General features: G+C 72.2%; 13 protein-coding genes and 1 pseudogene. 8 read left to right on the forward strand and 6 right to left on the reverse strand.

Features of this window, described 5'->3' with window-relative positions; genetic code table 11:
* Nucleotides 1-275: 275 nt before the first annotated feature.
* Both ACIOFR_RS38660 and ACIOFR_RS38665 read left to right on the forward strand, forming a co-directional pair.
* Nucleotides 276-821 (forward strand): DUF3592 domain-containing protein, encoded by a 546-nt coding sequence (locus ACIOFR_RS38660; protein ID WP_401004970.1) that lies wholly within the window; start codon nt 276-278, stop codon nt 819-821.
* 167 nt (nt 822-988) lie between these two features.
* Nucleotides 989-1,258 carry a hypothetical protein gene (locus ACIOFR_RS38665; RefSeq protein ID WP_401004972.1) on the forward strand — a complete coding sequence of 90 codons (270 nt, stop codon included), beginning with the start codon at nt 989-991 and terminating at the stop codon, nt 1,256-1,258.
* 33 nt (nt 1,259-1,291) lie between these two features.
* Here ACIOFR_RS38665 and ACIOFR_RS38670 read toward each other — a convergent pair whose 3' ends face one another.
* Nucleotides 1,292-1,681 carry a hypothetical protein gene (locus ACIOFR_RS38670; RefSeq protein WP_401004974.1) on the reverse strand — a complete coding sequence of 130 codons (390 nt, stop codon included), beginning with the start codon at nt 1,679-1,681 and terminating at the stop codon, nt 1,292-1,294.
* Nucleotides 1,682-1,869: 188 nt separating this feature from the next.
* On the opposite strand from ACIOFR_RS38670, the gene ACIOFR_RS38675 reads away from it, so the two are divergent.
* Both ACIOFR_RS38675 and ACIOFR_RS38680 read left to right on the forward strand, forming a co-directional pair.
* Nucleotides 1,870-2,238, forward strand: a complete 369-nt coding sequence (locus ACIOFR_RS38675; protein WP_401004976.1) for a hypothetical protein — start codon at nt 1,870-1,872, stop codon at nt 2,236-2,238.
* A 163-nt stretch (nt 2,239-2,401) separates the two neighbouring features.
* Nucleotides 2,402-3,550 carry a serine hydrolase domain-containing protein gene (locus ACIOFR_RS38680; RefSeq protein ID WP_401004978.1) on the forward strand — a complete coding sequence of 383 codons (1,149 nt, stop codon included), beginning with the start codon at nt 2,402-2,404 and terminating at the stop codon, nt 3,548-3,550.
* A gap of 454 nt (nt 3,551-4,004) precedes the next feature.
* Here ACIOFR_RS38680 and ACIOFR_RS38685 read toward each other — a convergent pair whose 3' ends face one another.
* Together ACIOFR_RS38685 and ACIOFR_RS38690 are read right to left on the reverse strand one after the other, a co-directional pair.
* The gene (locus ACIOFR_RS38685; RefSeq protein WP_401004979.1) at nt 4,005-4,502 is read right to left on the reverse strand and encodes a hypothetical protein; all 498 of its coding nucleotides are present in this window, start codon (nt 4,500-4,502) and stop codon (nt 4,005-4,007) included.
* 34 nt (nt 4,503-4,536) lie between these two features.
* Nucleotides 4,537-5,118: pseudogene (locus tag ACIOFR_RS38690) on the reverse strand (transposase).
* 444 nt (nt 5,119-5,562) lie between these two features.
* On the opposite strand from ACIOFR_RS38690, the gene ACIOFR_RS38695 reads away from it, so the two are divergent.
* Nucleotides 5,563-6,060 (forward strand): EF-Tu/IF-2/RF-3 family GTPase, encoded by a 498-nt coding sequence (locus ACIOFR_RS38695; RefSeq protein WP_401004980.1) that lies wholly within the window; start codon nt 5,563-5,565, stop codon nt 6,058-6,060.
* 270 nt (nt 6,061-6,330) lie between these two features.
* On the opposite strand, the gene ACIOFR_RS38700 is transcribed toward ACIOFR_RS38695, so the two are convergent.
* The 3 genes from ACIOFR_RS38700 to ACIOFR_RS38710 form a co-directional block, all read right to left on the reverse strand.
* Entirely contained in the window at nt 6,331-7,014 is a 684-nt protein-coding gene (locus tag ACIOFR_RS38700; protein WP_401004982.1) for an HNH endonuclease family protein, read from the reverse strand.
* Nucleotides 7,015-7,222: 208 nt separating this feature from the next.
* Nucleotides 7,223-8,221 (reverse strand): M23 family metallopeptidase, encoded by a 999-nt coding sequence (locus ACIOFR_RS38705; protein WP_401004983.1) that lies wholly within the window; start codon nt 8,219-8,221, stop codon nt 7,223-7,225.
* Nucleotides 8,222-8,585: 364 nt separating this feature from the next.
* The gene (locus ACIOFR_RS38710; protein ID WP_401004985.1) at nt 8,586-9,200 is read right to left on the reverse strand and encodes a plasmid pRiA4b ORF-3 family protein; all 615 of its coding nucleotides are present in this window, start codon (nt 9,198-9,200) and stop codon (nt 8,586-8,588) included.
* A 277-nt stretch (nt 9,201-9,477) separates the two neighbouring features.
* Here ACIOFR_RS38710 and ACIOFR_RS38715 point away from each other — a divergent pair, with 277 nt between their 5' ends.
* The 3 genes from ACIOFR_RS38715 to ACIOFR_RS38725 all read left to right on the forward strand — a co-directional run bounded on the left by ACIOFR_RS38715 (nt 9,478) and on the right by ACIOFR_RS38725 (nt 12,328).
* The gene (locus tag ACIOFR_RS38715; protein WP_401004987.1) at nt 9,478-9,909 is read left to right on the forward strand and encodes a DUF6308 family protein; all 432 of its coding nucleotides are present in this window, start codon (nt 9,478-9,480) and stop codon (nt 9,907-9,909) included.
* Nucleotides 9,910-10,150: 241 nt separating this feature from the next.
* Nucleotides 10,151-11,455 carry a ricin-type beta-trefoil lectin domain protein gene (locus tag ACIOFR_RS38720; RefSeq protein WP_401004989.1) on the forward strand — a complete coding sequence of 435 codons (1,305 nt, stop codon included), beginning with the start codon at nt 10,151-10,153 and terminating at the stop codon, nt 11,453-11,455.
* An 87-nt stretch (nt 11,456-11,542) separates the two neighbouring features.
* Nucleotides 11,543-12,328 (forward strand): GNAT family N-acetyltransferase, encoded by a 786-nt coding sequence (locus ACIOFR_RS38725; RefSeq protein ID WP_401004990.1) that lies wholly within the window; start codon nt 11,543-11,545, stop codon nt 12,326-12,328.
* The last annotated feature ends 110 nt before the right edge of the window (nt 12,329-12,438 follow it).

A 12,438-nucleotide genomic window follows, 5' to 3' on the forward strand; every position in this document is an offset into this window, starting at 1 on the left:
GACCATAGAGGTGTGCCGCTACCATCGCGCCGTGGCGCCGAACGCACTCCCGTCCGAACGGACGCCGCCGGCCCGCCTCACCCCGCTCCGCGCGATCGGCCTGCTCGCCGCGTACGGCATGTCCAGCGGGCTGTGGTGGGTGGTCGGCCTCGGGTTCAGCCACTCCGGACGGCTCGCCGTGCTCGGGGCGGCGACCATCCCGTTCGTCTTCGTCGGCGGCCTCGGGACGATGCTCGCCGCGGCCGGGAACCCGCCCCGGACCACCCTGACACCCGGTGAGGCGATCCCGCTCTGGCTGGGCACCGGCCTCGCCGGGATGGGCCGCCGGGCTGGAGTCCGGCCGGCAGATCCCGCTGGCCGGCGCCGTGGCCTCCCTGGCCGTCCTGCTGGTCCTGCTGGTCCTGCTGGTCCTGCTGGTCCCCGGCGAGCGCTCCCGGCGCCGCCGGATCGCCGCCGACCTGGCCGCCCAGGACCGCGCCTGGCGGCTCGCCGAGTTCGGCCGCGAGGCACCGGGCCTGGTCACCGCGATCAGCGGCACCGGCGCGACCTACAACGACTGCCCCGAGCTGGACGTCACCGTCCGGTTCGCCCACGACGGCGTCGAGCACACCACCGTCCACCGCGACAGCTACCCGGTGTACCGGATGCCGGCGATCGGCTCGCCCGTCACCGTCCGCTTCGATCCCGAGGACCCGTCCACCGTCGAGCTGGCCTACGCCCCGGACGGGGAGCAGGCCGCCCGCACACCCGGCACCGGCGCACCGGCGCACCGGCGGCCGAGCTGGAACGGCTGGAGGCCCTGCACCTGCGCGGCGCGCTGACCGACGGGGAGTTCGCCACGGCCAAGAACCGCCTGCTGGTGGACGGCGGCTGAACCGACGCCGGTCGCACCGGCATCCGCCCCGCACGCCACCGGCGGCAGGCGGGCGGCCCGCCGCGACACTCCGATGATCTTGGTCACGGGCGGGCTCGCGGACCACCATGACGTGTGACTCAACACGTTGACGACCAGACACCCCGGATCGCCGCCGAGAAGCTCAACGAGGTGCGGGACCTCGCGGCGCTCGCCCTCGAACGCTGGCACGCGGACGACCCGCGCGGCGCCCTCGACGCCGCCCACGAACTGAGGCCCGCCGTGGCCGTGGCGGCCGGCGCCCTGATCGCGCTGCTGGAGCGACCGGACGCGGACCCGGACACGGACGGTCCGGCGGACCGGGCGGACGGCGCACCCGACGACGCCTCGCACTGGCTCGGCTGAACGGTCCGCCCGTGCCCGGCGGATGACGCGGACTCAGGCGCCCGACCCGCCGGCCGGGCGCTGACCGCCCGGGCCGCCGGAGGCGTCGGGGCCGCCGGAACCACCCGGGCCGCCGGGGGCGTCGGGGCCGCGGTCGGCCTGGACGAGCAGGCCGTACGCGCCCCGCAGATGACGCAGGACCTGCGGCAGGAACGTGCCGCGGAAGCGGTCGGCCCGTTCCAGTTCGGCCGCCGCCCCGGTGAGCAGGCGGGCGGCCTCCGGGCTCCGGCCGTCCAGCGGCGCACGTGCGGCGAGCCCGGCCGCCTGCGCGGCGAGCTCGGCGGCCCCCGGGTCGTCGACCGCGTCCGCGCCCAACGACCGGAGCTCCGCCGAGACCTGCCCCAGCAGGGCGTCCCGCCTGTTCCCCCACCAGCTTTCCGTCACGAACCGATCATCCCCGGCGGGCACCCGGCCACACCGCCGGCCGGGTGAAGGAGCTGTGGCCCGCCACCCCGCGGCCCGACACGTAGTGATCACGGGACCCCCTCCGCAGCCCCGCCGACCGCGGCGGATCCCCGGCGGAGGGCCCGGACCGCCGACGGGCGACCGCCCGGACGCACTACGCTGGCGGCATGTCGAAACCCGATCGGCTGCTCGTCGACATCGCCGCAACGGTGGAGTCCGAGCACAGCAACCAGATGCCTCTCACCGTGGTCGTCCCCGGCGCCGTCATCACCGGCCGGCTCGCGCCGGAGAGCCTGTGGCGCGAACGCGTCGCCGAAGTCCTCCAAGCCTCCGAGCACCTCAAACCGTTCTCCTCCCTGTTCGCCACCACGGACGGCGCCACCGGACGGACCGAACCACCCACCCACCTGCACCTGCACCTCTCCCGGATCCTCCAGGGGAGCTACGCGCTGCCGCACACCGGCGGCATGTACCGCATCGCCATCGAGGACATCAGCAGCTGGACGGTCGGCGACCTCAGCTACTCCGACCAGTAGCCCGCCACCGCGCCCGCGGTCCGACGCCGGCCCGGCACCTCCCGAACCGCGGGAGGTGCCGGGCCGGCACCTTCGACCGGCGTGCCGTCGCCCGGTCGCCCGCACCGGACGAGTACCTTCGTGCGGACACCGGGCCGGACTCCCGATCGAGAAGGTGGATCCGATGACCAACCTGCACGCCGCCCTGGAGCCGCACATCGGCAGCGGTCAGATCCCGGGAGCGGTAGCCCTGATCGCCCGCGGCGATCACCTGGAGGTGACGGTCGCCGGGTCCGTCGACACCGAGGGCGGCACACCGATGGCCCGCGAGTCGATCTTCCGGATCGCCTCGCTCACCAAACCGGTCGTCGCCGCAGCGGTGATGATGCTGGTCGAGGACGGCCGGATCGCCCTGGACGACCCGGTCGAGCGGTGGCTGCCGGAGCTCGCCTCCCCGGTCGTCGTCCGCACGCCGGCGAGCCCGGTCGACGACGTGGTCCCGGCCGCCCGCCCGATCACGGTGGAGGACCTGCTGACCTCCCGCGCGGGGTACGGCTTCCCGGACGACTTCTCGCTGCCCGCGGTCGGCCTGCTGTTCGGCGAGCTGAAGCAGGGGCCGCCGCAGCCGCAGGCCGTCCCCGCGCCGGACGCGTGGATGGCCGCGCTGTCCCGGATCCCGCTGCTGCACCAGCCGGGCGAGTTCTGGCTGTACAACACCTGCTCCGACATCCAGGGCGTGCTGATCTCCCGGGTGTCGGGCAGCACGCTGCCCGACTTCCTCGCCGAGCGGGTCTTCGAACCCCTCGGCATGGCCGACACCGGGTTCGACGTCCCGACCGGCAAGCGCGACCGGCTCACCTCCTGCTACCGCAAGCGGCCGGCGCACGGGCTGGAGCTGGTCGACGCGCCCGACGGGCAGTGGAGCAGCCCGCCCGCCTTCCCGTCCGGTGCGGGCGGCCTGGTCTCCACCGTCGACGACTACCACCTCTTCGCCCGGCTGCTGCTCGGCGGCGGCAGCCTGGACGGCCGGCGGCTGCTGTCCTCCGCCGCCGTACGACAGATGACCACCGATCACCTGACCGGCGCCCAGCGGGAGGCCGGCCGGATGTTCCTGGAGGGCCAGGGCTGGGGATTCGGCGGTTCGGTCGACATCGTCGCCACCGACCCCTGGAACGTCCCGGGGCGCTACGGCTGGGTGGGCGGCACCGGGACGGCGGCCCACGTCACGCCATCCACCGGCACGGTCGCGATCCTGCTCACCCAGCTGGAGATGACGGGGCCGACCCCGCCCACGGTGATGCGGGACTTCTGGAAGTACCAGGCCACCGTCTGAGCTTGGCGTTTGTCCCCGCAGGTCATTCGCCCTGCTGAGATCCGCTGGATCTGGGGGACATGTGCCGCGGCCGTTCTCCACCCTTCGAGATGCCGAGTAACGAAGCACGAGAGAACGGCCGCTGCGTAAACGCCCCCGTCGACGTGCCCGCGCCATCGAGCCAAGGCACCTCACCCCCACCCGAATGCGGCGGGGTTCGCAACGTCCGCGCGACCACGGCCTGTCCGGCAACCGCGCCGAACCCGTCCCGACCGAGGCCGGGACGGCCTCCCGGCACGAAGAACAAGCACCGGGCCAGATGCCACAACGTCGGCAAGAGCGTCGAACGCGCCGAATCGATCAAGGAACACAAGGCGCAGCAGCGGTGAACGCCAAGCTGAGACCAGGCAAGCCGACTGATCTCAGACCGCGCTTGAGATCTCACCGCCGGACGGGTAAGCGAGCCGAGCGGGCCTCAGGCGAAGGCGGTCTCCGCGAAGGAGAGCCCCCCACGCTGGCCGTGTTGGAGGACAAGCCGCTGCGAGTGCTGTGGCGCCTGCCGTAGGTACTGGTGGAATCCCGTAGCCCGGAACTTGAGCTCGAAGAAGTGCCCTTCGATGTGCCACTGCGGACCGCCACGACTGTCCTCTGGGGTCGAGCGATGCAGGTGATCGATGTCGAGACTCAAGGCCATCCCCTTGAAGTCGAAGTCGCCCTCGATATCCCAGACATCCTCGAACACGAGCGTGGACGGCGCGATCCAGAAGCTGAAGTGCGTCTCCGGCGCGACCGGATGCACCCAACGAACGATGTAGTCGATGTCCAGCAGCAGGCGTGGCAGGGAGTCGTCCGATGCGCCTGGTTGCACGCAGAGTCCGTGGATGGTTACGTCGTGCCATCCCATCGCGTCGAAGTCCGCGTCGCTCCAAGTGCTCTTCGTCAGACCGGATTCCCCGTGAGTGCCTGTGCTCATGTCGGCATCCAATCAGAACCGTCAGGTGGGCGCGTCAGGTGGTTACGCTTGTAAGCGGCCGTGGACCGGAGCGTGTTGCCGGATGGCCTCGCGCGCGGCGGACCTTGATGCCGATCACGATCATGGCCCAGCGGATCATCGTCTCGGAGCGGGCCGGACTGGTCTCGTGGTCTCGGGCGAGACGCCGGTGGGCGGTGAGCCACGAGAAGGTGCGCTCTACCGCCCACCGCTTGGGCTGAACCTGGAAGCCGCGCTGGTCAGGGTCGCGGTCGAGGATTGTGGCGGCCCACAGTGTCGGCGGTGCGGACGGACTGCGAGTCGATCAGGCCCGCACTCGGCTCCACGTCGCGGCCGTCAGCTTCACGGACCTTGCCGCGCAGGGCGTCGTGGATGCGTTCAACGGTGCCGTCGTCGTGCCACCAAGCGAAGTACCAGTACACCGTCGGCCAGGGCGCGAAGTCCTTCGGCAGTTGGCGCCAGGCACACCCGGTCCGCACCACGCAGAAGATCGCGTCCACGATCCGCCGCCGCGGATGCTTTCTCGACGCCAGCCCTTCGGTCCCACCCTCGCCGGCGGGAGCAACGGCTCCACCAGCGCCCACTGTTCATCCGTCAGGTCCGACGGATACCCACCCCAACACCGCTCACGGTGAGCTCAACGAACGCCTCAGCAACGGGACACGGCAGATCTCAAACGCGGTCTCACATCCCGGTGTCGCTCGGGTGGGTCTGCCGTCGCGTGTCTCGGGTTCGGCTGCCGTCGATCTGCTTCTGTACACGAACGCTGGTCGGAGTTTCTGTCGACCCGGTCCGTCGCAAGGCAATATTGTTGGATTCCCGCAGAACTGACTGGCCGTCAGGATCGGCGAGGGAATGAGTATGCGTTCCGCAACTCCCGCGACCCAGTGCTGCCGTCCATTCCGTCGACAGCCTGCACGGACCGCCCACACGAGGAGAAGTCACGTATGTCAGACGAGACAGCCGAGGCAGCGGTCGACGAGCCGTTCCTGATGTCCATCGTGAACGTCAATGCTCTCCCGGGGGGGGCGGGATCGTTCTGTTGGGCCGCATCGAACGCGGCAGCATCAAAGCGGGGGACGACGTCGAGATCGTCGGCGCCGGCAAGTCCCTTTCGGTCAAGTGCGCGGGCGTCGAGGTGGACCGTACGGCAGAGGAGAAAGAGGACGGGAAGGCCGTGGCCGTGCTGCTGCGCGACGTCGGCGCCAAGGACGTGGGAGCGGGTCAGGTCCTGGCCAAGCCGGGGAGCTTCACCGCACGCACCACCTTCAAGGCCGACGTCTACGTGCTGAGCGCGGACGAAGGCGGCCGCGACGTCTCCATCACCACGGGATATCGGCCCAAGTTCGTCATTCGCGAAGACATCATCGACGGATCCATCAAGCTGCCGGACGGGATGGAAAGGGCAACGCCCGGCGAGAGCACCGACCTGACTGCCACTCTGGACCGCGGGATCGTCCTGGTGAAGGGCCTGCGCTTCTCGTTCCAGCACGGCCCGGGAATTGTCGCGAACGGAGCCGTTACCGAGGTCATCTCGTAGGTGCAGGGCCGCGTTCGCGCTCCGGCCGGTGTCCGCCCCGAAGGCCTTCACCGTCACAGCCTGGCACTCGAAGTGAACGAAGCCCCGCAGCAGACGGAGACAGCGACACCGAGGCGTGACACGGGACAGCTGCCACAGACAGCAGGGCTCACCGACAATCAGTACAGGCGGAGGTCAGACACCAAGCTGAGACCCGGCTCCGCCCCGGACGGCGTCCGGGGCGGGAACGGCGGCCGGGGGCGGGGACGGCGTCCGGGCGGGGTGGCGTGGTCAGCAGCCGTTGAGGACGCTGGTCAGGGCGTTCTTCTCGGCGGTGTCGACGCTCAGGCCGTAGTAGTACTTGACCTGCACCCAGGCACGCACGTACGTGCAGCGGTAGCTCACCACCGAGGGCAGCCAGGTCGCCGGGTCCTGGTCGCCCTTGGCCTGGTTGACATTGTCGGTGACGGCGATCAGCTGGGGACGCGTGATGTCGTTGGCGAACTGCTCGCGCTTGGTGCTGGTCCAGCCCGAGGCGCCGGAGCCCCAGGCCTCGGCCAGCGGGACCAGGTGGTCGATGTCCAGGTCGGCTGCGTTCGTCCAGGTGGCGCCGTCGTACGGCGAGAACCAGGTGCCGGAGGTGGCCGCACAGGAGGAGTTGGTGACGACGTTGGAACCGTCGCGCTTGAGGATCCACTCACGGGTGTTGCAGGCCCCGGAGATGGTGATCCAGTGGTTGAAGAGGTCACGGTTGTAGCCGGTGCGGTTCTCCACGGCGACCGTCAGGGAGGCGAGGTAGCTGCGGGCGGTGGCCGCCGAGACGGGGGTGGGCAGCGCGGCCTGGGCGGTGCCGGTGGTGGCGGTCAGCAGCCCGGCGGCGAGGGCGCAGGTCGTGACAGCGGTGGCGAGGCGGCGGGCCAGTCGGGGCAGGGCGAGGCGGGACGCAGCGGATCGGGGCATGACGGATCGGGGCATGGCGGAGACACTCCTGTGGCAGGGGGGACGGTGGGGGAGGGTGCCGCACCAGAATCCCGCCCTGCGGTCTATGCGAGTAGACCCCAGGATGTGAATTGTTCATGACCATCGCGTAGCGGGCGCCCGCACCAGGTCACGAAAGCCGCAGAGTGTGTCAAAGCACGCTCACGGCAGCAGAGTTGGGCCAGTACGCCGCCGGAGGGGACGGTCAGCCGGACCGGCTCCCGGCGCCGGGGAAGTCCACCAGGTCACGGGCGAGGGGCAGTTCGCCGTGGCGCGGACCACGGCCGGTCATCCGGAAGGCGTCGACCACGAAGGGCAGACCGTCGGAGTCGTCCAGCGAGGGCCGGTCCATCACCTGGAAGTGCAGGTGCGGCCCGCGCGAACCGCTCGCGCCGGCCAGGTCACCGATCACCTGGCCCCGGCGCACCCGGTCGCCGGGCCGCACCCGCACGCTGCCCGGCGCCAGGTGGGCGTAGCCCGCGAAGCGGCCGTCGCCGAGGTCCAGCAGCACGACGTCGCCGCCGGCCTCCGCGGCGGCCACCGTGGCCTCCGCCACCGCGACGGCGGGTACGCCGGGGGCGACGCGGACGCGGTCAGCGCCCGGGTCACCGAGGAGCCGGCGGTACCGGGCGGCGTTCCCGTACCGGTCGGCGGCGTACCGGTCGGCCGGGTACCAGTCGACGGCGAAGCGCCGACCGAGCCGCAGCCGCCCGTTCACCGGCTGGATCGACCTCCGGTGCGGGCCGTCGTAGCAGCTCCCGACCGCGATCCAGCCCGGGCCGAGCAGCGGCGGGCCCAGCTCGACCGGCGGGCGGGTGTCCACCGCCGCGCCGGCGCCGGAGTCGGTGACCGAGGTCGCGGCCGCGGTCGCGGTCGCGGTCGGCGCGACCGGTGGCACGGTGACGGTCAGGGTGTGGCTGATCCGGGCCGGGATCCCCGGCCGGTCGCGAAATCCGACGTCGAACCAGACGACGCCGGTCGCCGAGCCCGGGAGGGTCGTCGTCGGCTCGGCCGGAAGGGACATCAGCGACATCGACTCCGCCAGTCGGACCCCGTCCAGCTCCTCGACCGTGCGCCCGCGGTCCACATCCTGGACGCTGACCGAGGTGACGGTGACGGGCCGCGCGCAGCCGTTGGTCAACTGCAGCTCGTAGAGCAGGTGGAAGCAGCCGTCGGTGCCCCTGAACCAACTCGGCGAAGACATCACCGACATCACCACCGGCGTGTGACGGTCCACAGCGGGCCCGGCGGCGGCCGGGGCGGGTGTGGACGGGTCCGCGGCGCCCGGCCCCAGGAGTCCCAGAGCGGCGATCGCGATCGTCACCATCGCCGGGACCGGTCCCCTCGAACGACTCGCATTCCTCGTCCCACGTGTCGCCCTCTCGCCACGCCGCCCTCGCGCACCGCTGCGCCGGCACCACCCGCGGCGCCGATTGGCAGACTAGGGACCGGCGGGGCGGCCGACAGCTGGATGCGGGCCGGACGCAGGAGAGTTCGCCCGTTCGGCGCCGGGCGGGTGGGGCGGCGCCCGGGCGGGGGCGGCCGATGCGGTGGCGCGTGGCGCGCGGTCAGTTCCCGGTCAGGACGCGCGCACGGCCGGCCAGCGCCCGGTCCGCGGCGGCGGGTTCGAACGCCGCGGGGTCGAAGTCCTGCGCCGCGTCCAGGCCGAGCCACTCCAGTTGCTCGTCGTGCTCGTCGTGCGCGGGGTCGGCCAGCACCTCCACGAGGTACCGGTAGGCCTCGATGCCACCGCAGTCCTCCGGCGGGCAGGCCCGGGCACCGTCGACGCACCGGGGGTACGCCACACCCGGCTCGGCCTCCCCGACCGCCTCGACCGCGACGTCGTGGTGCCAGTCGGCGCCGAAGTCGTACGTGTAGCGGATCCGGTCGCCGGGTCGTTGCGCGACCCGGCCGAGTCTCGTACCGGCGGCGTCCCGGATCCCCAGCTCCCGGTCGGCGGCGCCGAAGCGGCCGAGCGGGGTGTCGAAGACCCACAGGTGGTGGTCCTCCCAGCCGACCGCCGCCTGGAGCACCTCGTGCAGCTCGCGCAGGGTGCTCGACGAAGGAACCTCCAGACGGCGCCAGATCGGTGGCTCGGAGCCGGTCAGCGTGACCGTGATCGTGTGGACCGTCCGCGCCGCGTCCACGTCGGGGCCCGGTGTCGCGCCGGTGGTGTTCGCCATGGCGGCCATCCTGCCACCACCCCTTCGACCCCCCGCGGAACGGCGTGCCGGCGGGCTCCAGTGCGGGGGTGGGCTCCAGTGCGGGGGGGCGGCCAACCCGACCAGTTCCCGCGACCGTCCGCGCCGCGACCAGCTGGTGCGCATCTCGGGAGTGGGCGGTGTCCCCCCGGATGCCCCACTGCACCATCTGCCGGACCGGTTCGTGGAACGTCGCCGCCCGACGGCTCCTGCCGGAACGCCAACTGCCCTGTGGACGAGGGCTGGTACGGTACGGAGCGTGGCGATCCCGGACCCGTCCGCGACCCCCTTCGGCGAACGGCTGCGGGCCCTGCTGTCCCGTCCCGGGGCGGTGGCCGACCTGCGGCGCTACGCCGGGATCGGGGGGAACGGGTTCACCGGTGCCCGGTTCGAGCACCTGGCCGGCGGTGGGGTGACCGCCGGCAAGCTGCTCGCCCGCAAGCGCCCCCGCCTGCTGCCCGTCTACGACCGGGTGGTGCGCTGCGCCGTCGGCCGGCCGGCGTCGTTCTGGCTGTCGCTGCGGGACGCGCTCGCCGCCGACGGCCGGGCCCTGCACCGACACCTCCTCGACCTGCGCACCGCCGCGGCCCTGCCCGGCACGGTGAGCGCGCTGCGGGTGTGCGACATCGTGGTGTGGATGGGCCACCGGGCCGATCATCGGCCCACGGGGTGCCCGGGTCCGGCCTTCTGACGGAGGGTGGCGACGGCCGGCGCGGCCGGGCCGGGGCACCACCGGGTTCAGGAAGTGGAGCTTGACCGACCTCTGTATGCACTCCCTGTCCAGAACATTGACAGGGATTCGTCATCAGAGTTCACTTCCTGAAGAAAGGTCTGGACCGGCCGCGAATCCCGGCCAGCCCGGCCCGACCTTCAATCCCCCATTGCCACCTGCTGGTTGGCGTACCCACCCGCACGGATCGAGGCGATCACCCATGCTCGCAGGAACACGTCGACGACCGATCTGGGCCACAGTTCTTGTGGTCGCCGGCCTGGTCACCGCACTCGGCTCGACACCCGCCCCGGCGGCCACCGCCTCGGCGGGCCCCCAGGCCCGGCAGGCGCAGGGAGCCGGCCTGGCCGCTCAGGACCAACTCGGCATCCAGGCGACCAACTTCGAGGACAACTTCGACGGCGCCGCCGGATCCGCCGTGGACGGCGGCCGCTGGCAGGTGGAGACCGGCGACAACGTCAACAACCACGAGCGGCAGTACTACACCGCGGGCAACCGCAACGCCGCACTGGACGGCCAGGGCCACCTGGTGATCACCGCGCGCCGCGAGAACCCGGCCAACTACCAGTGCTGGTACGGCACCTGCCAGTACACCTCGGCGCGGCTCAACACCTCCGGCCGGTTCACCCAGGCGTACGGCCACGTCGAGACCCGGATGAAGATCCCGCGCGGCCAGGGCATGTGGCCGGCGTTCTGGATGCTCGGCAACGACATCGGCCAGGTCGGCTGGCCGAACAGCGGCGAGATCGACGTGATGGAGAACGTCGGTTTCGAACCCGGCACGGTCCACGGCACCATCCACGGCCCCGGCTACTCCGGGAGCGGTGGCATCGGCGCCGGGTACACCCTGCCCGGCGGGCAGGCGTTCGCCGACGCCTTCCACACCTTCGCGGTCGACTGGGCACCGGACTCCATCACCTGGTCCGTGGACGGCGCGGTCTACCAGCGCCGCACCCCCGCCGACCTCGGCGGCCGGAGCTGGGCGTTCAACAAGCCGTTCTTCCTGATCCTCAACCTCGCGGTCGGCGGCTACTGGCCGGGCGACCCCGACGGCTCCACCGCCTTTCCGCAGCAGCTGGTCGTCGACTACGTCCGGGTCACCACCTCCACAGGTGGCGGCAGCACCGGCGCCCTCACCGGTCTGGCCGGCAAGTGCCTCGACGTGGCCGCCGCCGGCACCGCCAACGGGACCCAGGTCCAGCTGTACGGCTGCAACGGGACCGGCGCACAGCGCTGGACGGTGGGCACCGACGGGTCGATCCGGGCACTCGGCAAGTGCCTCGACGCCTCGGGCAGCGGCACCGCCGACGGGACGCGGGTCCAGCTGTGGGACTGCAACGGCACCGGCGCCCAGCGCTGGACGTACAACACGGCCACCCACGACGTGGTCAACCTGAACGCGAACAAGTGCCTGGACGTGACCGGCAACAACGCGGCGGACAGCACCCCGGTCCAGCTCTGGACCTGCACGGGCGGCGGCAACCAGAAGTGGACGCTCGGCGCCTGACACCGACAGTCCGGCGCCCCGCGCCCGGCCGGCGGTGCCCGCCACCCCCACGAACCGGGGTGGCGGGCACCGCCGTACGCTGAGCCGATGCCCCTGCTCAGCCTCCACGACCGATCCGTCCTCGCCGCGCGGTTCCACCGCGACCCGGAACTCCACCTCTTCGAACTCGGCGACCTCGACGACCTCCTGTGGCCGCACACCAGCTGGTACACGCTGACGGACGACGGCCCGGCCGCGCTGCTCTACGGGGTCGGGGACATCCCGACCCTGCTCGCCTTCGCCCGCACCGACGGGGCGGCCGAACTGGAAGACCTCCTCCGGGCACTGCTGCCGATGCTGCCCCGGCGCTTCTTCGGGCACCTGAGCGGCGGCGCGGAGAAGATCCTCGACCCGTTCTACGCGACGGAGCACCACGCGGTCCTGCTCAGGATGGCGCTCACCGACCCGGAGCGTGTCGACGCGCACCCGGACGGCGCATGGGCCCCCGTGCCACTGCGGGCCGACGACCTTCCCGAGCTCACCGCCCTGTTCGAGGAGAGCTACCCCGGCAACTGGTTCGACGAGCGGATGCTCGCCACCGGCCAGTACGTCGGTGCCCGGCACGACGGCCGGCTGATCGCCGTCGCCGGCGTCCACGTCCACTCCCCCGCCCAGCGGGTGGCGGCCATCGGCAACGTCACCACACATCCCGCCCTGCGGGGCCGCGGCGCGGCGGCCGCCTGCGTCGCCGCGCTCTGCCGGCAGCTGGCACGCAGCGTCGACCACATCGGACTCAACGTCCGGGCCGACAACACCACGGCACTGGAGCTCTACCGGCGCCTCGGCTTCACCGTCGTCGCGGAGTTCGGCGAATCGGTCTTCACGGCCCGCTGACCGTTCTCGGGCGGTCGGTTCCGGGCATGCCTGTGCCCCGCCTCCCGGGGTGTGGGTGGCGGGGCGGTGGGCCGTGCGGGGGCCGGTTACTTGGTGAGGCCGGCCTTGAC

It is taken from the genome of Kitasatospora sp. NPDC088346 (assembly GCF_044740765.1).
Classification (GTDB): domain Bacteria; phylum Actinomycetota; class Actinomycetes; order Streptomycetales; family Streptomycetaceae; genus Kitasatospora.

What these genes read in the sequence shown, in the direction of transcription:
- ACIOFR_RS38720 (WP_401004989.1), top strand. Translation starts at nt 10,151, where the DNA reads ATGCTCGCAGGAACACGTCGACGACCGATCTGGGCCACAGTTCTTGTG.
- ACIOFR_RS38725 (WP_401004990.1), top strand. Translation starts at nt 11,543, where the DNA reads ATGCCCCTGCTCAGCCTCCACGACCGATCCGTCCTCGCCGCGCGGTTC.
- ACIOFR_RS38705 (WP_401004983.1), bottom strand. Translation starts at nt 8,221, where the DNA reads ATGTCTTCGCCGAGTTGGTTCAGGGGCACCGACGGCTGCTTCCACCTG.
- ACIOFR_RS38700 (WP_401004982.1), bottom strand. Translation starts at nt 7,014, where the DNA reads ATGCCCCGATCCGTCATGCCCCGATCCGCTGCGTCCCGCCTCGCCCTG.
- ACIOFR_RS38685 (WP_401004979.1), bottom strand. Translation starts at nt 4,502, where the DNA reads ATGAGCACAGGCACTCACGGGGAATCCGGTCTGACGAAGAGCACTTGG.
- ACIOFR_RS38710 (WP_401004985.1), bottom strand. Translation starts at nt 9,200, where the DNA reads ATGGCGAACACCACCGGCGCGACACCGGGCCCCGACGTGGACGCGGCG.
- ACIOFR_RS38675 (WP_401004976.1), top strand. Translation starts at nt 1,870, where the DNA reads ATGTCGAAACCCGATCGGCTGCTCGTCGACATCGCCGCAACGGTGGAG.
- ACIOFR_RS38680 (WP_401004978.1), top strand. Translation starts at nt 2,402, where the DNA reads ATGACCAACCTGCACGCCGCCCTGGAGCCGCACATCGGCAGCGGTCAG.